Raw genomic sequence first — 21213 nt, 5'->3', positions numbered from 1 at the left:
TAAAAACAGTAAGGCGTGACCACATGAAAATTAAAATCCTGTGCGCCACGGCGATCGCCCTGGTGATTCGGCAAGCCGTGGCTGCCGAAAGCGAGCTGCACTTTAATCCTGCGTTTCTCAACGGCGAACAGGCAAACAGTGCCGATCTCGCCTGGGTCAACGCCGGGAGCGCGTTGCCGCCGGGCGAGTACAATCTTAACGTGTATATCAACACCCAGTTCGCGTTCACAGGTAACGTCACGTTTCGCGTCGCTGAAAACACCGCCGGTGAAGCCCTGCCGTGCCTTACACCTGCGCAATTCGCCGCACTTGGCATCGACAGCCGTCAGGCGAAAGGGGGTGAGCTGTCGCCTGCGCAGCGCTGCATTTTTTTAACCCGGTCATTCGCCGATACCCGGTTTGATTTTGACCAGAGGACGCTTACCCTCAACTTCACCGTACCGCAAAACGCGATGCGCGCTCTGCCGCGCGGGTACGTCAGCCCGGAGAGCTGGGAATCCGGCATCCCTGCCGCGTGGCTGAACTATGTGGTCAATGGCGCGAATAATGACTACCGGGGCGAGACGCGCACGCGGGAACAACAGCTGTTTGTGAGCCTGAACAGCGGCGCCAACCTGGGCGCATGGCGGCTGCGTGATTTCACCACGTGGACCAAAGAGAGTAACGAGCTCACCCACGTCCAGACCTGGCTACAGCGGGATATCCGCGCCCTGCGTGCCCAGGTTTATGCCGGTGAAACGTTCACCTCATCGCAGGTGTTTGACGCCGTTGGCCTGCGTGGGATTGCCCTGAAGACCGATGACAATATGTTGCCCGCCAGCCTGAGCGGTTACGCGCCTGAAGTGCGCGGCATCGCGCGCAGCAATGCCACGGTGACGGTTCGCCAGAACGGTAACGTTATCTATCAAACCTCGGTTCCGCCGGGGGCGTTTGTGCTGAAAGATCTCTATCCAACCTCTTCCGGCGGCGATCTCGCGGTCACCATTCAGGAGAGCGACGGCAGCCAGACGCAATACACCCTGCCCTTTGCCAGCGTGCCGAATCTGGTGCGTAACGGTCAGGTCAAATATGCTCTGGGGGCCGGGAAATACCGTCCTGCGGGCAATCAGATCTCGCCCTCCTTCGCGCAGGGCGAGCTGTTCCTGGGCTGGCGATACGGCCTCACGTTTTATGGCGGGGCGCAGTTTTCCGATCGCTACAACGGCCTGGCCTTCGGTATCGGGCAGAATCTCGGCCGCTTTGGCGCCTACTCCCTCGACCTCACCCATGCCCGCAGCCAGCTGGCTGATAATCAGCACTACACCGGGGATTCGGTGCGCCTGCGGTACAGCAAGCTGCTGAACGATATCGGTACGCGGGTCAATTTCTTCTCGCTGCGTTACTCAACGGCAGGGTTTTATACCCTCAGCGATACCACTTACAAAGGCATGGCGGGCGGAGCGCCAGAACAGACCGTAGAAGACGATGGCACCGTCACTACCCGCTACGACACGGTTTACAACCTGCATATGTCGCGTAAGGCAAAAAATCAGCTGCTGTTGTCGCAGCCGATGGGCGAATACGGCGCGCTGTCGCTGTCCTGGGATCAACAAACCTACTGGAATACGTCAAAAACCACGCAAAGTTTGCAGTTCGCGTGGAACGCAACGTTTCGTAATCTGTCGCTTGGCATCAGCGCCCAGCGTAGCTCTAGCCTGTACGACAACAAGAAAGACAATATCCTTGCGTTGTCCCTGTCGGTGCCGCTGGGTAACCCGGCGCTGTCGACCCGTCTCCGTTTTACCGCTACCCATGCGGATCCCGCTGGCACCACCGCCAGTACCGGTGTCAGTGGTTATCTGCCGGGACAGGAGAATCTTTTCTATAGCGTCAACCAGCGCTACAGCGCGCAGCAGCACTACGGCGGCGATGCCGCGCTGCAATACGAGGGCGCGTGGGGAGACTATAACCTGGGCTACAGCTACGCCGGTAACTCCCGCAACCTCAGCTACGGGATGAGCGGCGGTGCGGTGCTGCATGAGGATGGCCTGACGCTGAGCCAGCCACTCGGGAACACCAATATCCTGGTGAAAGCCCCGGGCGCCAGCCATGTCGCCGTGCTCAACCACAAGGGCATCAAAACCGACAGCCGGGGCTATGCGGTGATCCCGTACGCCACGCCGTATCGCGTTAATCAGGTTGCGCTGGATGTCACCACCGTGGGCAATGACGTGGAGCTTGAGAACGCCATCGCCAATAAAATCCCCACCGACGGGGCACTGGTTCGCGCCACCCTCACCACGCGTCAGGGGGCAAAAGCGATGTTTATCGTGCGTAACGCTAAAGACGTGCTCCCCTTCGGCACGCTGGTCTCGTCAGAGGATGACAACGCCAGCGGTATCGTCGGCGATGGCGGCAGCGTGTATCTGACCGGCCTGTCAGCGAAGGGAACATTGCATGCCGTATGGGGACGCGACAGCGCCCAGCGCTGCACGATCCGCTATGCGTTGAACCCGAAAAATTATCAGGCCCGCACCGGGCTGTATTCCCAGGAGGTCATATGTCAGTAACCGTCCGGTTTCTCCCCCTGATCCTGCTGATGTTCATCACCGTCCCCGTACACGGCTATGACGTGCTGGTTTCCGTGACCGGCAACGTGATCGGCAATACCTGTATTGTCTCGGAAGATTCGAAGGAGCAAAACGTGCCGCTGGGCACCCTCGGCGTAAAGCAATTTAGCGAGGCGGGGGCAGTCAGCAATATCAAAACGCCCTTCACGCTCACCCTTGAAGCGTGCGGCCCTACCTTTGCTGGCGTGAAAATCCGCTTCAGCGGTACGCCGGATGACGAGAACCCGCAGCTTCTGAAAGTCGCTGACGGCGGCGCGACCGGCGTGGCGGTGCAGATTCTGGATAAAGACAGCGTACTTATCCCGCTGGACACCCAAACCACTGCTTACGGCGCGGCGGGGGATGACAGCGTAAAAATGACCTTCTATGCGCGACTGGCCGCCACGGGTGCGCCGGTCAATGCCGGAGACGTTTCGGCAGTGGCGACCTGGACGACGGAGTATCAATAATGCGTTTACTGTTTTTAGGCCTGTTTTTCATGACGTCTCAGGCACTTGCCCTCTCCTGGACATCGGATATCACACTTTCACCCACGCCCATGTCCTGGTCCGGCCCGGCAGATTCCATCGTGCCTGGAAAGACGATCGGCTCTGAATGGAGCGCCACTGCGAGCGTCTCGGAAGTGTTCTGGTGCGGCCTGGTATTTACCTGCTCCAAAGGGACGCTGGAGCCGAGCAGCAGCGTAACGGCCACCGGCATCACGGTTATTCTTGATGGCGCCAGTTACATGGTATTTGAAACGGGCGTGCCCGGCATCGGCTTCATTCTTGGGCTTAAAGATTATAACGGCACCACATATGTCCCGATGCAGACGGGCATTACGCAGAGTTATCCGGCCGACGGGACTAACGGTTACGCCTCCACACTGGGCTGGTCGGCAAAAGTGACGTTTATCAAGACCGGCGTTCCGCTGAAATCCGGCGTATACCAGACCCCCACCATTAATGCGGCGATCCTGACGGCCTATAACAACGAAGTGAAAACCGCGCAGGTGATCATCAACCCGACCACCATCACGGTGACGGCAAGCGGCTGCACGGTAGGCACGAAAAGCGCCAACGTCGACCTGGGCACCATTGATGTTCACACGCTACCCAGCGTAGGCAGCACCTCGCCATCGGAGGCGTTTAACGTCAGCCTGACCTGCGATGAGAACGTGGCGGTTAACGCAGTAATGACCGATCAGACCACGCCGTCAAATACCTCGTCGGTCGTGACGCTGACCGGGGACTCCACGGCCTCCGGCATTGGCGTGCAGTTTTTCTATAACGGTACCGGGCCGCTGATGATGGGGCCAGACAGCTCGGCCGCAGGCACGACGGGACAGTTTTTCATCCAGACCACCAGCGCAGCACAAACGCTATCGCTGCCGTTCCAGGCGCAGTACATCCGAACCGGAGAGCTGGTCCCCGGCTCGGCTAACGCCCTGGCGAGCATTACGTTTTCGTATCAGTAGGTCAGTGTTTAACCCACACCAGCTGATCGACCCGGAATCCCAGATCGCGTGCGGTATTCAGGTAGTCCTGTTTTACCGCCTCCGGAATGGTCGGGGTGCGCGATAAAATCCACAGGTAGTCGCGGTTCGGGCCGCTGACCAGCGCGTACTGGTACTTATCGTCCAGCTTGATCACGTTATAGCCGCCGTAGAACGGGCCGAAGAACGATACCTTCAGCGCAGCCGTAGTCGGTTCGCCGGTAAAGTACGCCTTTCCTTCGCTCTCATTCCACTTGTTCTTCACCGGATCATAGCCGCGGTTCAGTACGCTGATACCGCCATCGCTGCGCTTGCCGTACGTCGCGGTCACCTGTTCCAGACCGCGCTCGAAGCGATTTTCCAGTCGGGCGACTTCATACCATTTGCCGAGATAGCGGCTGGCATCAAAGCCGGTAATGGGCTGCACGCCTTTCGGCGGCGTGGGAGATTTACAGGCAACCAGCGTCAGCGCAATGGCGACACCGGTAACGACAGGCCATAGCCTCATGAGAACTCCTTTCAATTACGCGGTTGGACGTTAAGTGTAGCGCACCCGTGCGGCGCTTCATCCCGTCGGGGAATATTCGTAGTATATTGAGACTACTCCTTCTCTTCGGATGCAGACATGGCTTACTCCATCGGCGAATTCGCCAGACTCAGCGGCATCACCGCCACCACGCTGCGGGCGTGGCAGCGACGCTATGGATTACTCAAACCCGAGCGTACGGACGGCGGTCACCGCCTGTACAGCGATGAGGACGTTCAGCAGGCGCTGAAAATCCTCGACTGGGTTAAAAAAGGCGTACCCATCGGCCAGGTAAAATCACTGCTGGAACGCCCTGTGCCGCGCCGCGCCAATAACTGGCAAACCCTGCAACAGGCCATGCTGCAAAAGTTGCAGGAGGGGAAAATTGAATCCCTGCGTCAGATGATTTACGACGCCGGACGCGAATACCCAAGGCCAGAGCTGGTCACTAACGTGCTGCGTCCGTTGCGCAGCCAGATATCGGCCAACGTCGCCGCCGCTATGACGCTGCGTGAGATCCTCGACGGCATCCTCATCGCCTACACCTCGTTTTGCCTTGAGGGCGATAAAAAAGCGCCGGGCGATAACATCCTCATCAGCGGCTGGCATCTGAACGACCCGTGTGAGATCTGGCTTGAAGCCCTGACGCGCACCGGCCAGGGCCACCGCATCGACATACTGCCGGTTCCCCCTGCCGCGCTGGCCCCGGAAATTTTTCCGGATCGCAAATGGCTGCTGGTTACCAGCGGTAAACTTACCGCCGCGCGGAAAAAGCAGGTTGCGCAGTGGCAGCAGCAGGTTTCCCTTGAGGTAATTATCCTCTGATTATTTTCTGCTGTGGCAAACTTCACGAAAAGTTGAATATTTTTTCGCGCAGCGAGTGCTAACGTTTTCCTGTCACCGACAACTCAACAGGAAAACACGATGAAAAAGACACTCCCTCTGATGATGCTGGCTACAATGGCTTTCGCCCCTGCCGCGTTCAGCGCCCCGGCAGGCACCCTGAGCGTCCACGTTCTGGACCAGCAAACCGGTATGCCGCCAGCAGATGTGGCCGTCACGCTGGAAAAGCAGGAGCAGAACAAGTGGACCCCGATTGCCAGCGGTAAAACTGACCACGACGGGCGCATCAAATCGCTCTATCCGCAGGATCAGGATATGGCGCCAGGCGTGTATAAAGTGACCTTCAAAACCGCAGATTACTTCCACGGCAAAAAGCTGGACTCCTTCTTCCCGGAAGTGCCGGTGCTGTTCACCGTCACCCGCACCAATGAAACACTGCACATCCCGCTTCTGCTCAGCCAGTACGGTTACTCAACCTACAAGGGCAGCTGATTGCTCTTGATTTTAAAGACGATTAAAAAATAATCCCGTCAATACTTGGACAAAAACGCATTGTTGTGTAACTTTTAGATATGAGATCGGGAGGTGCACATCATGACAACAAAACCTGTGCTGGGTATTAGCGGATGTTTGACCGGTTCCGCCGTTCGCTTTGACGGCGGACATAAGCGTATGGGCTTTGTGATGGATGAGCTGGCGCAGTGGGTCGCTTTCCGCCCGGTATGCCCTGAAATGGCTATCGGCCTGCCCACGCCCCGTCCGGCGCTGCGCCTGGTGATGACCACTGGCGGCGAGACAGAAATGCGATTCAGCAAAGCGCCGCACGATGACGTCACGCAGAAGATGGCCGCATTTACGGCAGATTATCTGCCGAAAATCGGCGATCTGTCAGGGTTTATCGTCTGTGCAAAATCCCCTAGCTGCGGCATGGAGCGCGTGCGGCTGTACGACGAAAACGGCAACCGGGGCCGCAAGGAGGGTGTCGGGCTGTTCACCGCCGCCCTCCTTGAAACTTTCACCTGGCTGCCCGTCGAAGAAGACGGTCGCCTGCACGATCCGGTACTGCGGGAAAACTTTGTTGAGCGCGTTTTTGCTCTCCACGAACTGAACGTAATGCGTAAAAATGGCCTGACGCGCCGTGCCCTGCTGGACTTTCACAGCCGCTATAAGCTTCAGCTTCTGGCGCACCATCAGGCAGGCTACCGTGAAATTGGTCCGTTTGTGGCATCACTGCATGAGTGGGACGATCTGGACGCGTTTTTCGTGGCCTATCGCGACAAACTGATGAATATCCTGAAAAAACCCGCTTCGCGGAAGAATCATACTAACGTGCTGATGCACATTCAGGGCTATTTCCGTAACCAGCTGAACAGCCGCCAGCGCGGAGAACTGCGTGATGTGATCCTGCATTACCGGGACGGACTGCTGCCGATCCTCGCGCCGCTGACGCTGCTTAAGCATTATCTGGCTGAATACCCTGACCGGTACCTGATGACGCAAAACTACTTTGATCCCTATCCTGATGATTTGGGTCTGCGTCTGGCCGTTACCTGATAAGAAAGAAGCGAAGGCCCATTGACCCACAGAGGCCCAAAGCTGTACCCCGTTTAGACGACACCCTCACTGTCGTCTTTTTTTTGCGCTCAGCGTAAAATACTGTAATTCTGTACAGGTTAAGCATGCACAGCGGAGTACCCCGATGATCAAAAATCTGCATATTCAGAACTACCGCTCAATTCGCGATATGTCGCTTGAGCTGGAACAGCTCAACATCGTGTTCGGCCCCAACGGCACCGGAAAATCCAATATTTATAAAGCGATTTACCTGATGCACAGCGCGGCGCAGGGGCAATTCTCCCAGGCGCTGGCAAACGAGGGGGGAATTTTGAAAGTGTTCTGGGCGGGCAAAACCCGCAGCGATCAGCTGCGGCGCATGAACCTGGCGGTGGAAACGGAAACCTATGAATATGAGCTTCAGGTCGGGTTCGTGGAAAAGCTGCCCTACCCCTCACAGTTTCAGCTCGATCCGGTGATCAAAGAGGAATCTATCTGGCTGAGCGGCCAGCACCGTCGTCCGTCGTCACAGCTGATGAAGCGTAAGAACCAGGCCGTATTCCTGAACAACGTGCATCACGAAAAAGTGACCCACAGCGGTACGCTGTATGAGAACGAGTCGGTGTTCGGGCAGCTCGGCGAACCGCACCTCTACCCCGAAGTATCGCAGATGCGCGAGTCCCTGCGTAACTGGCGCTTTTATCATGAGTTTTCCGTCTCATCCGGCTCGGCGATCCGTGCGCCGCAGGTGGGTTTTCGTTCCCCGGTGCTGGCCAGCGACGGCGCGAACCTGGCCGCCGCGTTTCAGACCATTGTCGAAATTGGCGACGAGCTGCTGCTGATGCGCATTCTCGACCAGGCCTTCCCCGGCTGCGTGTTTTACAGCGACAACACCGGCGGGCGCTTCCGCATGATGATGCAGCGCGAGGGGCTGAGCAGGCCGCTGGAACCGGCAGAGTTCTCCGACGGCACGCTGCGTTTTTTGTGCCTGGCGGTGGCGCTGCTAAGCCCGCGCCCTCCCGCATTTATCGCCCTCAACGAACCGGAAAACAGCCTGCATCCGCAGATGCTGCCCGCTCTGGCAAGCCTCATTGCCGAGGCCAGCCGCTACTCGCAGATCTGGCTCACCAGCCACTCGCCGGAGCTGGCGCAGTTGATTGAGAAGCACCGATCGTTTGCGCTGTATCAGCTGTCGATGGTGGAGGGGGAGACGCGGATGGAGCGGCTGGGGTAATGCATTTCTTTTATGCAGTCACCACTTTCAAGGTCGCCATCAACGACGAAGATGATTTCCGTCGGTATATACCTTCGGCGAATTCTGCGCTCGCGACAGATTATCAATACTGCGAATATTGTCGGAGGGCAACATCTCAGCGACGGACTCGCACGGATTAAATTTATGGATGATATTCGGCAGTTTGTGATGCAACAATTTAGCGCTACCCGGGCGGCCAGAAGTGATGAGGAGTGCATGGAGTGCCTGAAAAACATCCGGGCTGAGAACGAAAGTCTTCTTGAGCAAAGCAGAATGCTTCGCTCCCGTACTGCTCAGCTTTTTGCTCAGATTAACTAGTTAAAGAAAATAACAAAGTCGTCGGTCACGTTATCTCCCGCTGGATTTCTACCGCAAAGTCGACGGAATGAATCGCGCAGCGCTCACTATGAAAATTGTCGGCTGGGGTGTCTCTGCAAAAGTCTCGTTTGATTTAATTTCTAATGCGTCTGGCCAGAACGAATGTATTTCTTTCTGAAGCGCCAGGCTTTGTAAGCAATGATTGGGGGTTGAAAAAACCAGGCAATAATCAATACGATGAAAAGAGAAATACCGCCGGAAACAATATTGTAATGTTCAGCGAAAAAAAGAAGCGCCAGGAAAATCAGAGCCACAGCCGCAGTAATACACAGTACCATGATGAAACGCTTGCCCAACTCAAGCACCACCTCGAGCAGGGATGAACCATAACGGCTAATGTTTCGGTTCAGATACGCTAATTCTTTTACGGTGAAACCTGATTCAAGTAACTGCGTTTCAATATTGTTCATGCCACTACCTTTTCTTCTGGAAAGTAACGTGGATTATCTTAACCGGAAGAGAAGTGCTAGTAACCCGTCTGATGCATACCCATTACCGCCCGCTTTAAAGGCAAAGAAGTCGCCCACGTCTTTTTATTCCATCTCGCCAGCGTTATTTTTCGCTGCAAACGGCTTAACGCGAAACGTCTTACGCCACTCCGCCGGACTGACGCCAAAGCGCGCCTTAAATTGCTGCCGATACGTCACCGCTGATAAAAACCCCACCTGCTCAGCGACGCTTTCGATTGGCAGACTGCCGGACTCCAGCAGGATCTGGCTGCGCCGCAGGCGCTCGGCGGTAAGCCAGTCGGCAACGCTCATGCCCGTCGCCTTGATAAAATGGCGGGTCAGCGTGCGTCGGCTCATCGACACCACGTCCGCCAGCGAATCCAGGTTATGCGGCTCGGAAATGTGCTGCTGAAGGTAGTCTATGAGACAGTTAATCCGCCCGTCGCGGGTATCTTTCGGCACAGGCTGCGCAATAAACTGCGCCTGCCCACCCTCGCGGTGCGGCGGGACGATCATCCGGCGGGCAATCTGATTGGCGACGACGCTGCCAAAGCGCTGGCGGATGATATACAAACAGCAGTCGAGCGCGGCGGCGGTACCTGCCGAGGTGATCACATTGCCGTCGTCCACGTAGAGCGCGTTGATGTCCAGTCGAACGTCCGGAAACAGCGTCTGAAACTGGTGTTCAAACTCCCAGTGGGTGGCGGCCCGTTTGCCGCTGAGTATGCCGGCATAGCCCAGCACAAACGATCCCAGACACAGCCCAACAATTTCCGCCCCGTTGTCTCTGGCCTTAACCAGGCTGTCGAGCAGCGTCTGAGGCGGGCGCTCCAGTACGTGCTGCCAGTAGGGTACAACCACAATTTCAGCCGATGCGATCGCGGAAAAATCCTGCGTCGCATGCAGGGCAAAACCGTCTTTCGAGGTCAGGAATCCCGGTTTTTCAGCGCAAATCGTGACGTTAAAGCGCTTTTCTCCGGATACCGTATCGCCAAACAGAATGCAGGGGACGGAGTAGTGGAACGGGCTAAACCCGTCCACCGCGACAATAGCAACGTTAACAAGCGGCATCTGTCTCTCCTTTCCCCTTTAACACTCAGAATATAACGGTTTCGCCGTCCTGAGGAATGCTCACCGCGTCACTTATCTCGTTGGCGTCAACATACTCGCGCAGCGCGCGGCGGGTCAGCAGGCAGTGGTTGATAGCTTCCATATGGGTCGCCACGATTTTCGCCTGCGGCAGCAGGAAATGCACGTTAAGCAGATCTTCTTCTCCCATGATAATTGGCCCAAACCCGATGACGTGGGCGTAACCAGCGTTGAGCACGACAACGTCCGGCTGATGCTTTTGCAGATCGGCCGCAACCGCGTCGCGCCAGATGGTATCCCCTGCGATATAAAGCGTCTTCTCATCGGGATGACGGAAGACCACGCCGCAGGCTTCACCCAGACGCTCTGCCAGCTCCGGCACGGCGTAAGCGCGGTCAGTGCCGTGCTGGCCGCCATAAGTTTTCGCAATCCGGATATCGCCGAACGTCGTTTCGTCGGTCATGACCGTCAGGTTGTGAAAGCCCTGTCCGCGCAGCAGCGCGGCATCGCTATCATTTTGCACGTAGATCGGCTTGTCTTTGGCGATCAGCTCAACGGCATACTGATCCCAGTGATCGTCATGGGTATGGGTGACGATCACCGCATCGGTGTCCAACAGCGTTTGAACGTCAACGGGAAGCTCGACCATCGGGTTGCGAATATCGGCCCGCGCCGTGCCGGGAAAACCCGGATAAGCGCCTTTTGGCGCCAGCATTGGGTCGATTAAAAAGCGTTTTCCCGCGTAAGTGATCAGCTGGGTGGCATTGCGAATTTGCGTAATGTTCATGGGCTATCCTCCGGTTGGTATGAGAAGGAGAATAGCCCCAGGGTGCCGTTAAGAATGTGGGCTAAAGGGCGATGATCGATGAAATCAGGTCAATCGATAAACCGCTTGCGTACCCTTTCCAGCGGCGCAATCAGCAGATTGATAAGCGGCTTACGATCGATAACGATATCGGCGTTCACCGTCATCCCGCCCATCAGCATGCGCTTTTTCTTGTCCGGGTCGGTAAACCAGGAGGGGACGCGCACTTTAGCCAGGTAGTAGTTCTGCCCTTCCTGGAGCGGGATCAGCGCCGAATGGGCATCAATGTTTACCTCATAGAAATCGGACAGCGTCGCCTCCACGGAACCGTATTTGTCCACGGGCCAGGAGTCGAAGCGCAGCTTGACCTTATCGCCTTTCGCCACGCGCCCCACCCCCGTTGCCGGAACATACAGGTACCCCTCCATCGTCGCCGCGGTATTTTTACGGATCACCACCACCACCTCGCTGTTTTGCGTAATGGCCCGGCCTGGCGGGAAGTTAATCGCCACCACGTAGCCATCTGAAGGGGCCAGCATCGCCATGGTGGAACTCCCCCGGCTGGACAGGTTGCGATCAATTTCGCTGATGCGGTTTTTCACGTACAGCTGCTCTTCGCTCAGCGAGTCAATTTGCGACTGGGTGCTGTCGGTCAGGCTGGTTTTGCGCGCCTCAAGCTCAAGAATAGTGCTCTCCTCCAGCGTCAGGTTGAGCTGGGCGTTGAGCACATCGTTATGGCTTTTATCGAGATCCACTTTGGAGACATAGCCCTTCCCGGAGACGGATTTCCACGCCTCGTAGGTGTCGGTGCTGTTTTTTAACAGCGCGCGCAGCTTCTTCACCTTATCGCGGGAAACGGCGATCTGCTTGTCAGTGAGAGCCAGCTGCTGTGCCAGATTTTTGCGATACGACGCAATCGAGTCCTCAATGGCCTGGATGCGCTGCTCGCTGCGCTTTTTCTCTGCTTCCATCTGCTGGCGGTCAAACTGCACCACCGAGCCCTGCTTGCCGCCATAGTCCTGCGACACGGTGAACAGCGGATCGTTTTCCTTCACGTACTGGCCGGGCCGGACGGCAAAATCAACAAGGGTTCCGGACTCTCTGGCGCGCACCTCCACATCGCCCTGAGCCGGGATCAGCACCCCGCGTGCCAGCGTGGTTTCCGAAAAGTTGAAAGCAATCGCAAAGACCAGCAGGCAGAGAAAAAAGGCGATGAACAGCGTCAGCACGGTTTTCAGCCGCGGCGCGTTGATTTGATAGCTTTTTGAGAAGTGGTGCGGGATTAGCGCCCGACGCTGTCGGCTTCGGTTTTTTAATTTCACGATATGTCATCCATGATAAATCACTGAAAGATCGTCCCATCCACTCCAGAGCGTGGGGGTTTTGCGCAGCGCGTTCAGCGTGTCGGCGGCGGCCAGACGGTAATCCTCTGGCGCATACGCCTGGCTCTCCAGCCCAAACTCTGCCGCGTGCAGCGAACAGACCGGCAGCAGCGTTCGGACGCTGTAGCCATAACGGGATAAAAACCGCGTGGAGACGTCCGTTAACCACGCCTTGCGATCGCCTGCCTGAATTGGGAACAGTGGCGCATCCGGCAGGCGTTCATCCATCAGCAGCACCGTCACCAGGCGCTGAGGGGCGAAAAACGAGCCGGCGCGCCGTCCGTCGTGTGCGGCCATCAGCTTGTGCAGCGCAGGGTGACGGGTAATAAACTGAAAGCGCACATCATCTGGCGCGGTGGCGAGCAGCGCATCCATAATCAGGCCAAAGCCCGCCCAGCGCATGCCCAGAAGCAGGGTGCGAGGCGAACTGTAAAACCCCTGATCCTGCGTCCACTGCGCCATGTACGCATGCAGATCGAAGCGAACGTTGCGCGCCCACAGCGCGGGCGGGAAAATCTGTTCCACGAAGTTAAACCCGCTCAGCTCATGGGCGTTCTGATGCAGAAAATCAGCCGGCACATCGGCCTCCGGGCAGGGCATAAACTGGCTGTAGTTTTGCGCAATCCGGTTTGCCATTAAGGTGCGTCCGGCCTGGCGCGCGCAGAGTCGGGCATAGAGACGCGGCAGAAACATCATGGCGCACTCTCCCGCAGGGTGCCGTTTTCCATGGTATAGAGACGCCCCTGACAGCCCACCACGTCCGGCGAGTGGGTAACAAATACCAGGCCAATCCCCAGGCTACGCAGGTTCGCCAGCACCTTTTGCGCGGTGGTCTTATCCAGGTTCGCCGTCACTTCGTCGCAGAGCAGTAGCTTAGGCTGGCTGTACAGGGCGCGCGCCAGGACCAGACGCTGCATCTCCCCGGCCGAGAAAAAGGTGTTCCCCGGCAGCATCTCCGTTTCGTAACCGTGCGGCAGACGGGCGACGACGTGGTCCACTTCCGCCAGCCGACACGCGGCGATGACCTGCTCTTTATCCGGCGCGCTGTCAAAGCAGGCGATGTTGTCCAGAATCGAGCCGGTGAAGAGAATATCGTCTGCATGGACAATGCGGATGTGCTGGCGTAGCGAGGAAAGATCGCACTCTTCAATGGGGATCTTATTGATCCGCAGCGTGCCAGACGATGACAGCAGCATGCCGGAGATCAGACGCAGCAGCGTGGTTTTTCCCGACCCGCTCTGGCCCACAATCACCGCCTCTTCGCCCTGCTTCAGGGTCATGTTGATATGCTGTAGCGTGGCCTCCCGGCCCGGATAGGCAAATGAGACATCCTCAAATTGCAGACAGACCGGCGAGGTGACAATCCGCTTCCCAAACTGGCTGGTTTCAGAGGGGGCAAACAGCAGGTCGCCCACGCGATCCAGCGGCCCCTTAAGGGCATTTTTGTCCAGCAGCTTCTGCGCCACCTGCACCATGGCATCGGAAAAATAGCGCTTATAGCTGATATAGGCGTACAGCATCCCGATGCTCATCTGCCCTTCCAGGATCAGCCACGCGCCAAAGCAGACCACCAGCAGCTGCTCGGCATTGATCACCAGCAGCGAAGCCACGTCAAAGCGGGCCAGCAGCCGCTCTTTACGCATCAGCCCGGCGATGTGTTCGCGCTGGGATTTGTCCATCACCGCATCCCGGGCCTGCTCCATGTTGTTCGCCTTGAGCGTAATGATCCCTTTCTGTGTCTCTACCAGCAGAGATTCATACTGGGCGGTACGCTCGATGGAGTCATCCACCGCGCGTTGATAGGGGCCGATCAGCGAAAAGCGGATCAGGAAAAACACGCCCATCAGCAGCATCGTCAGCAGCGCAATTTTGACGTTATACAGCAGCATAAACAGCAGGCTGGTGACGGCGATCAGGCTGGAAAAGAGAATTTGCACGTAACCATTGCTGATGAACTCCGCGCAGGCGTGGAGCGATTTTTCAATAGCCAGCACGATGCCCGGCGGGCGCGAGCGGAACCAGCTGGTCTGGGTGCGCAGCATGTAGTGGCGCACGGACTGGCTTAAATCGTCATAGGCAATATTACGCATCAGGATCTCAAGCAGCTGCTTGAGGAATTTACCGATGACTTCAAAGATAAAGACGATAGCGAAGATCGCGGTGAGCAGGATCACCAGATCGCTGTCGCTGCGGGAAATGGCCTCATCCATAATCAGCTGCACGTAGGTGGGGCTCGCCAGCATGGTGATGAGAGTAAAAATACAGAGCACAAACAGCAGCAGCTGGCGCTGGAACAGGCTCGGAGATTTATTGGCTAACCGGCCAAGCGTGAGCTTTTCATCCGGGGATTTCTTTTCGAAACACGGCGTGGGCTTAAGCTCAAGCACATACCCGGAAAACAGTTTTTCCGCCTCTTTCAGGCGGTAACGACGCACGCCGCTGGCCGGGTCGTGAACGGTCACGCTGCGGCTGTCGATCTTCACGATGACCACGAAATGGTTGCCGCGCCAGAAGGCGATGAGCGGCAGCTCAGACGTTTCTATTTCAGTGATTTCGCCTTTAAGCACCCGGCCAGACATATTTTTATCGCTGGCAAGGGTCAACAATTCCGCCATTGAGGTTCCCGCATCGGCGGAAACGGAAATCTCCCGGCGCAGCTGGCTGACGGAGACATGGTGGTCATAGTGCCCCAACACCATCGCCAGGCAGGCCAGTCCACATTCGGTAAATTCATGCTGGCGAATAACAGGGGTCTTACCCTGTTTTTTATACTGAAAGAGCGAAAACATAATGATCCGTGGCTGAAATAAAAAAATGGCCCGGCAATGCGGGCCATGCGTACACCGTGCTTCTCGCTTAGGCGCTGAAGAAACCGCCGATGAAGCCGCCCACCAGGCCGAATACGCCGCCGATGGTGCCGCCCAGCGCGCCTAACATCTGGCTGCCCGCGTTATAGCCCGCGCTTGCGCCCTGAATAGCGGCAGCAAACGGATCCCAACCACCGATGATGGCCTGTGCTTTTTTGAAATCGATAACTTGCATGATACTTTTCCTGTAAACGTGAATTAGTTGTAGCTACCAACCAGCGCGCCCAGGAAGCCCATTGCGCCACCCAGAACTCCGCCAACCACACCGCCAACCATGCCCATGATGCTAGCGCCAGTGTCGTAACCCAGCTGTGCACCTTTAACCAGACCAGCGAACGGGTTTAACGCGCCGCCAATAATGTCTTTCGCTTCTACGAATGAAATCGCTTTCATTTTTATCTCCTGTAGTAATGGATCTTTAGCATGATGCTAAAGGCTAATTTCCTTTTATGAAGGAAAGCGGTTGCTACGGGCAGGTGGTCAGCGGAATGATTTTATTGCCATAAATAATCATTCGCCTTGCAGCCTGCCCGGCATTATCTATTTCCAGCCGTTGCCCTGGAGGAATATATTTTGAATTATTGTATTGCGTACTGCACCCGACCGAGGAAACATATTTAAAATAGGTATTCCCGGTATTACTCACCACCCCGTTGCTAAACGCATAATCAAAATGTCGTGTCCATGGACGGACAATCAAAATAGCCTCAAGCGAGACCACCACATCAGACTGGATGCGCTGGCCTTTGCGCGTGATGACCTTTGCCTGGAGCGGCGTCTCGGTGAATTTTACGCGATAGTATCGCTCTTTGTTGTCATGCGGGCCGGTATAGTAAAATTTAAAACCCGCGCGCTCACCGCTCCCCAGCGTTAATTGCTTAGGCGAATACATGACTTCGCCGTCTTTTATTTCGGTTTCTTTTCCCTTCTCTTTAGGAACGTCTACCTGAATAAGCGAAACGGTATAATTCTGACGTTCGCTGGTATCGTTTTTTATCGGCTGAAAAACAACTTCTCTTTCGGGAAGAAAATCAATATTCAGACTTTCGATAATTAAAGCATTTGCCCCTGTGGAAATGAAGCAATTTATTGCAAAAATAGCCAGGAATTTTCCAGTCATGGTTGATTAATTCCAGGATGCGCTAACATCTATTCTTCCCTGCGCGGTCACTTCGCCAAACCAGCTATTTCCGTCATAGGTGGTCTTCGATACCGGATTATCCATAACGAACTGGAGGATCAGCGGTGTTTTCCAGAGCCACATATCGGTCACGCCGGAACTCATTTTGTCCCACTCTTCCGCATGGGTGGCCGGCGCCGGGATCGACAATACCTCGCCTTTACAGTTATGCGCCATGCGCGTCTGGCTTTTCCCCACCAGCACGTTGCCCGGAATGGGAACCGTAAAGCCGTTGCCGCTGAAGGCGCAGTAGTCCACCCCATTCAGGCTTTGAGTAGGCCCGGTGACTTTTACCGTGACCGCAATCGCCGCATCTTTTTGCGCCCCGCTGTAGGTGATGGTGTAGGGGATCTCAATGGGCGTTTCGCCGATGGTGCCTTTCCCGGAGCCGCCCAGACCGTCAGGATCGAGGGCGTAATCCGGGTTGTCGGGCGTAATCTCCAGCCCCGGCTGAATAGGGTTAATCACCAGGCCGCCCCCCGGCTGGAAGCAGAAATCCGCCGCCAGCGAGCTGTTGCCGGGCGTCAGGCACAGGCTGACGATATTGCCAATGCTGCTGCCGTCCCCCGCCTGCGCCACGCTCAGAATTAACGCTTTCGGCAAAAATATTTTAAGGTACGCTTTGCCGCCGTTTTTCTGCGGCGCCGCGAGGAAGGTGTTTGCCAGGACACGCGTATCACTCAGGATACCGCCGGAGATACTGTACCAGGTGTTTTCATCGAAGGTCAGCTCGGCAGCAAGCCCGGTGCCGCCGTTCATGTGCGATTGCAGCACGCTGTTGACGCGGGAAGAGGTGAGCGCCAGCCCCCCGTTGTAACCGGAGATATCTTCCCCAACAAACGTGTATTCAAGCAGGTCGCACAGCACGCCAGAGATCGTGTTGCGGGTGTATTTGGTGCAGGTGGCCCCTGTTGATCCATCGACAATCGTCACCTCGCCGCTGATCGGGTCAATCCCCAGGTTGAGCGCCCTGGAGTTGGTCATGGTCAGCGTGCCCACCTTGTGAAGCGTATTGGTGGTGGTCACTTTGTTGATGGAGCTGATTTGCGGCGTGGAGGTGATGGTCACTTCATCCCCTGGCGCGGCGTTGAGCAGATAGTTAAAGAACGGATCGCCCAGGACCCAGCGCCCGTATGACGTGCCGGGCTCCATCACCGGCGGCTTGACCACCATCGACGTATCGGTATAGCGGGTCGTCGGGGTGTAACCCGTGTTGCCGCAGGACGAGGAACACGCCGTCCCTTTAAAGAACGGAGAGGCGCTGGAACCGGTCACCGAAAAGTCGATGGTCAGCGCGCTGCCTGCCGGACCGCTGTAGCTGTTGTCCGGGATGTAAGTGGCGATACCGTTATTCGTTTTCGCGCTCAGCGTCGGCCACTCACGCGAACCGTGTAAAAACGCGGTCGAGGTGCTGTTCAGACTAAACAGCCCCGCGCTGTTTCCCGTACCGTTATTGTCCGGATTATTAATGGCGAAATAGGGCAGCTCCTGCGCATGGGCCACCGCGCTCATCAGCAGCAAATTAAGAGCGAATATCTTTTTCATCGTCACGTTCCTGCGTTCCTTTTGCTTCCTGCCAGACGAAATCGCCTTTGTCGCAGGAGATGTCCCCGAGCCACAGCGCACCGCGGTTAGACTCAATGTCCAGGCGCACTTCGCAGACGCTGTCGTCCGGCGTGGCGATACTCAGGACAGGGTTGTTCTTATCAACGTCGATCACGAAGCGTCCGTCGTTCTCCGTCCGGGTCAGCCCAACGTGGTTTTTGATCTGCGTGGCGCCAATCGGATTGCCGTTTGCATCCACAAGGCGGCCAAACAGGGTGACGATTTTCTTCACCTGCGGCTTCATCACCACGGTATTGCCCGGATAAACCGTGATATGGCGACGCGCATTCGCGCCAATCTCATAGCTTTCCGTACCGGTTTCACTGTTCATCACTTCCAGGTCATAAGCCTGGTATGCCGGCAGCGACAGCCAGGTTTTATCCCCTTTGATGCGTTCTGCCCGGCCGTTAAGCTTCAGGGTCAGCGCTTCATCAGATTTGAGACCGGTACTGACAATCACCCCTGCGCTTTCGGTGCCTTTCCCGGCGGCGATGGCCTCTTTGGACCAGCCCACGCTGCCGTCACTGGTCAGCGTGGAGTTCCAGCCTTTACTCATGCCGCTCTGGACGCTGAGGATGTTGCTGTTCCACGGCGTGTCGAAGTTCACGCTGCCGCCGCCGCTTACGCTGCGATCCTGGCGGCTGTTAAAGGCTTTGGAGACGTTGGCGGTGGCCGATTTCAGGTAATCGCCTTCAAACTGGCGGCTGGCGCTGACGTTCAGCGCCGTGCCGGTATCGCGATTGTGGGAAACGCCAACCGACACGGTATTGCCGAGCGGTATGGCGAAATCGAGCATCACGTAGCGATCTTTCTCTTCGTAATACCCGTCGTATTTGTTGCGCGACATCCCCACCCGCAGGCGCGCCGTACCGTAGCGACCGGCGTATAACCCCTGGGAGTAGTCCAGCTGATAGCGTTTATAGCGATAGAGGTCGTCCTCCTGACGCATCAGGCTCAGGTTGCCCGCTGAGGGCAGGCCGAACGACGGCAGGCTAAAGGAGGCGCCCCAGGTGTTGCCCTTGCTCTCATAGATATCGAGGAACTTGCCGCTGGAGAGCTGTTCATGGGAGTACCAGACCGAACCGATCTGCCACGGCAGGCTGAGATTCGCGCCGTAGTTGGCGCGGTACGTTCCGTCGGAGGCGGCCATGGTCTGGGTATTCACCGAGAAATAGCCCGTCAGGTTCAGGGAGGCCCACAGCTCGCTGACGATGTGTTCCCGCATCATGTAGGTGGAGGCGTTCCAGTCGACCATCCCGCTGCGCTTGCTGAACGAGGCCCCCACCAGCGACATGGTGTCTTTATGTTTGGTGTCGTAATCGTAGTAGTAGGTGTTGTCCTGCTCGTTTTTGTGTTTCGCGTATTTTTTATAATTGACGACGGATTTATCGCGGCTATACATCCCGCCCCACATCTGCCAGCGCAGTGTTTCCGACACGTTGCTGGAGAACGGCTTATTCACGGTGTACATGCTACGCGACACGGTGCGGCTTCCGCTCACCACCTCAACTTCGATGCTGTAGATCCCGTAGGGCAGGCTGCTGGTGTCAATTTCATGGTTGCCGACGTCAAAGCGCTGAATCCCGATAAGCTGCCCGTCACGACGAATACGGGCCTCGCCCGCCGTGGGGAAATAGACCACCACAGGCGTCAGAGAGAGCGTGTTATCGCGCTTACGGGAGTTGGCCTGGTTGCCCATGGAAACGCCGTAGACTTCACCGCCGGAAATCCCGCTGACGCTCGCCAGAGACTGCATCGCCCAGCCGTTCAGCATGCCCGCGGCGTAGCGCATCCCCTGATAGTCGCGCTCCCACATAACCGCGTTCATCTGGGTATCGCTGCTGCTCTCGTTGACGTAGCCAGAGCCGTCGATCAGCACATGATCAACGCCCATTGAGATCCAGTTTCTTGCGTTCAGATACCCCGACGACCAGCTGTCACCGTAGCCGCTCTCGGTGTGATACGCCCCGAGGTTGTAGGAGAACGTGCCGCTCAGGTCGTCAGACTCCGGCGCATCAATGTCCACCTCACGCGGGCGAATATTCACCCCGTAGTCGCTCTGCGACAGATTCAGCAACAGGCGCATTTTTTTCTGATCCAGCTCGAACGCCGAACCCGTACTTACCGGAATGCGCATCTGGTCATCAAACTGCTTGTCGTTAATGCTTTGCAATAACGTTCTCATCTCTTTTGACAGACGAATGCCGTTATCAGACTCCTGGACCTGAACGTCCCTCAGCCCCAGCTTCAGATCTTTTGCAAAGAGCGTCACGTCACCGATACGAACATATTCGCTCGCCGTGCCTTCGTGGTTCCCTTGTTGTGCTGAGTGTGGACGCGTATTCACCAGATAGACGGGAATTTTGATCCCCTGCTCCAGCAGTGCATAAAGCGAGTCGGGAAAACGGTAATTAGCGATAACCACGGAGCTTGAGGCTGCATGCGCAAGCGCGGGCAGCGTGCCGGATGCGCAAGCCATCATCACCGGCAACACTAATTTATTTTTCACCATGCATCCTTACTTAACAGGTATGAACTGTTTCAGGTCCCATATTCCGAGATGAAAATGGTTATCCGTAACGTTGATATCCTCAATAGCGCGCGAGGTATCCGGCATCAGGTAGAAGTTTTTGGTACACGGCGTAGTCGGTGATTCCGGATTCGGCTTCAGGCAGGTTCCGGTCGCATTGACGCGAAAAGCGGTGTTGCCCTTATTCGTTATTTTTCCCGCCACATAGACGAAGTCGATCTTCTTATCACGGGGCTGAACCACCAGAATGGTGCTCACCACCGCGCGCGTCATCCCGGTACCGTTTTTTGGTGAACCGCTGTCCACCTCTTCGCTCACCCCTTCATCCGTGAAGGTAATGCGGTAGTAACGCTCTTTGTTATCGGCGTTCCCGTGATAGTAAAATTTGACAATATTGCTGGTACCGGCGGGCATTACCATGCGCGTGGGCGTCAGCAACAGCTCGTCCACTTTCTCCGGATTAATGACGATCCCTTCATCCATTGGGCTGCTGATCCGCTGTGCGCGAACAGAAACAATACGCACGCTGTCTGCTTCGTTTTTTATTTCCTTGGCGGTGGAGTCAGCATCCGCAGGAATAATGGTGGTGACTTTTCCCACATTAATGGCCAGCGCGGAGGAAGAGATAAATAATAAAAATAAGAAGGCGGATTTGAGGTTAAACATG

The 21213-nt window shown here is 56.4% G+C and carries 21 protein-coding genes; 8 read left to right on the top strand and 13 right to left on the bottom strand.

The annotated features are described in order from the left end of the window. Positions 1 to 23: 23 nt before the first annotated feature. Genes ACQG11_RS09950 through ACQG11_RS09940 form a run of 3 tightly spaced genes read left to right on the top strand, consistent with a single transcriptional unit; the run spans position 24 to position 4065 of the window. Positions 24 to 2549: a fimbria/pilus outer membrane usher protein gene (locus ACQG11_RS09950; RefSeq protein WP_426728344.1), complete on the top strand. Its 2526-nt coding sequence runs from the start codon at positions 24 to 26 to the stop codon at positions 2547 to 2549. Beyond that, a complete protein-coding gene (locus tag ACQG11_RS09945) occupies positions 2540 to 3058 on the top strand; it encodes a fimbrial protein (RefSeq protein ID WP_022646600.1) in 519 nt (172 codons plus the stop codon). Before ACQG11_RS09950 ends, ACQG11_RS09945 begins: the two co-directional genes overlap by 10 nt. After that, positions 3058 to 4065: a fimbrial protein gene (locus ACQG11_RS09940; protein WP_038415005.1), complete on the top strand. Its 1008-nt coding sequence runs from the start codon at positions 3058 to 3060 to the stop codon at positions 4063 to 4065. The genes ACQG11_RS09945 and ACQG11_RS09940 overlap by 1 nt, the downstream gene beginning before the upstream one ends. A 1-nt stretch (position 4066) precedes the next feature. Here the strand turns inward: ACQG11_RS09940 and ACQG11_RS09935 are convergent, their stop codons facing one another. Beyond that, positions 4067 to 4591, bottom strand: a complete 525-nt coding sequence (locus ACQG11_RS09935; RefSeq protein ID WP_022646598.1) for a lipocalin family protein — start codon at positions 4589 to 4591, stop codon at positions 4067 to 4069. Positions 4592 to 4708: 117 nt separating this feature from the next. Here ACQG11_RS09935 and ACQG11_RS09930 point away from each other — a divergent pair, with 117 nt between their 5' ends. The 5 genes from ACQG11_RS09930 (at position 4709) to ACQG11_RS09910 (ending at position 8579) form a co-directional block, all read left to right on the top strand. Continuing rightward, the gene (locus tag ACQG11_RS09930; RefSeq protein ID WP_022646597.1) at positions 4709 to 5434 is read left to right on the top strand and encodes a MerR family transcriptional regulator; all 726 of its coding nucleotides are present in this window, start codon (positions 4709 to 4711) and stop codon (positions 5432 to 5434) included. A 99-nt stretch (positions 5435 to 5533) separates the two neighbouring features. Then, positions 5534 to 5944 carry a hydroxyisourate hydrolase gene (gene uraH / locus ACQG11_RS09925; protein ID WP_426728343.1) on the top strand — a complete coding sequence of 137 codons (411 nt, stop codon included), beginning with the start codon at positions 5534 to 5536 and terminating at the stop codon, positions 5942 to 5944. Between the two features lie 102 nt (positions 5945 to 6046). Then, complete coding sequence (locus ACQG11_RS09920; RefSeq protein WP_426728342.1) at positions 6047 to 7006, top strand: YbgA family protein; 960 nt, start codon at positions 6047 to 6049, stop codon at positions 7004 to 7006. A 145-nt stretch (positions 7007 to 7151) separates the two neighbouring features. Then, complete coding sequence (locus tag ACQG11_RS09915) at positions 7152 to 8240, top strand: AAA family ATPase (protein ID WP_426728341.1); 1089 nt, start codon at positions 7152 to 7154, stop codon at positions 8238 to 8240. A 165-nt stretch (positions 8241 to 8405) separates the two neighbouring features. Then, positions 8406 to 8579 carry a hypothetical protein gene (locus ACQG11_RS09910; protein ID WP_159425306.1) on the top strand — a complete coding sequence of 58 codons (174 nt, stop codon included), beginning with the start codon at positions 8406 to 8408 and terminating at the stop codon, positions 8577 to 8579. A gap of 140 nt (positions 8580 to 8719) precedes the next feature. Here ACQG11_RS09910 and ACQG11_RS09905 read toward each other — a convergent pair whose 3' ends face one another. From ACQG11_RS09905 to ACQG11_RS09850, 12 genes are all read right to left on the bottom strand, one after another. Beyond that, positions 8720 to 9049 (bottom strand): hypothetical protein, encoded by a 330-nt coding sequence (locus tag ACQG11_RS09905; RefSeq protein ID WP_199126552.1) that lies wholly within the window; start codon positions 9047 to 9049, stop codon positions 8720 to 8722. A gap of 123 nt (positions 9050 to 9172) precedes the next feature. Next, the gene (locus ACQG11_RS09900; RefSeq protein WP_045621011.1) at positions 9173 to 10159 is read right to left on the bottom strand and encodes a GlxA family transcriptional regulator; all 987 of its coding nucleotides are present in this window, start codon (positions 10157 to 10159) and stop codon (positions 9173 to 9175) included. Between the two features lie 25 nt (positions 10160 to 10184). After that, positions 10185 to 10964 (bottom strand): MBL fold metallo-hydrolase, encoded by a 780-nt coding sequence (locus ACQG11_RS09895; protein ID WP_063148187.1) that lies wholly within the window; start codon positions 10962 to 10964, stop codon positions 10185 to 10187. A gap of 89 nt (positions 10965 to 11053) precedes the next feature. Then, positions 11054 to 12304 carry an HlyD family secretion protein gene (locus ACQG11_RS09890; protein WP_023298992.1) on the bottom strand — a complete coding sequence of 417 codons (1251 nt, stop codon included), beginning with the start codon at positions 12302 to 12304 and terminating at the stop codon, positions 11054 to 11056. A gap of 6 nt (positions 12305 to 12310) precedes the next feature. Then, positions 12311 to 13060 carry a hypothetical protein gene (locus ACQG11_RS09885; RefSeq protein WP_048966529.1) on the bottom strand — a complete coding sequence of 250 codons (750 nt, stop codon included), beginning with the start codon at positions 13058 to 13060 and terminating at the stop codon, positions 12311 to 12313. Beyond that, positions 13057 to 15153 carry a peptidase domain-containing ABC transporter gene (locus tag ACQG11_RS09880; protein ID WP_048966528.1) on the bottom strand — a complete coding sequence of 699 codons (2097 nt, stop codon included), beginning with the start codon at positions 15151 to 15153 and terminating at the stop codon, positions 13057 to 13059. The genes ACQG11_RS09885 and ACQG11_RS09880 overlap by 4 nt, the downstream gene beginning before the upstream one ends. Positions 15154 to 15220: 67 nt before the next feature. Next, entirely contained in the window at positions 15221 to 15406 is a 186-nt protein-coding gene (locus tag ACQG11_RS09875; RefSeq protein ID WP_001196016.1) for a hypothetical protein, read from the bottom strand. A 23-nt stretch (positions 15407 to 15429) separates the two neighbouring features. Then, entirely contained in the window at positions 15430 to 15624 is a 195-nt protein-coding gene (locus ACQG11_RS09870) for a hypothetical protein (RefSeq protein ID WP_022646586.1), read from the bottom strand. Between the two features lie 73 nt (positions 15625 to 15697). Then, complete coding sequence (locus ACQG11_RS09865) at positions 15698 to 16351, bottom strand: hypothetical protein (protein ID WP_006812468.1); 654 nt, start codon at positions 16349 to 16351, stop codon at positions 15698 to 15700. A gap of 6 nt (positions 16352 to 16357) precedes the next feature. Continuing rightward, positions 16358 to 17956 carry a receptor gene (locus tag ACQG11_RS09860; protein ID WP_320679886.1) on the bottom strand — a complete coding sequence of 533 codons (1599 nt, stop codon included), beginning with the start codon at positions 17954 to 17956 and terminating at the stop codon, positions 16358 to 16360. Then, entirely contained in the window at positions 17934 to 20528 is a 2595-nt protein-coding gene (locus ACQG11_RS09855) for a CS1-pili formation C-terminal domain-containing protein (protein WP_032622041.1), read from the bottom strand. The genes ACQG11_RS09860 and ACQG11_RS09855 overlap by 23 nt, the downstream gene beginning before the upstream one ends. A gap of 6 nt (positions 20529 to 20534) precedes the next feature. Beyond that, a complete protein-coding gene (locus tag ACQG11_RS09850; protein WP_022646582.1) occupies positions 20535 to 21212 on the bottom strand; it encodes a fimbria/pilus periplasmic chaperone in 678 nt (225 codons plus the stop codon). Position 21213: the final 1 nt, after the last annotated feature.

Origin of the sequence: Enterobacter cloacae complex sp. 372C4 (assembly GCF_050030615.1) — a bacterium.
Lineage (GTDB): Bacteria > Pseudomonadota > Gammaproteobacteria > Enterobacterales > Enterobacteriaceae > Enterobacter > Enterobacter intestinihominis.
This window is presented reverse-complemented; position numbering and strand designations above follow the sequence as displayed.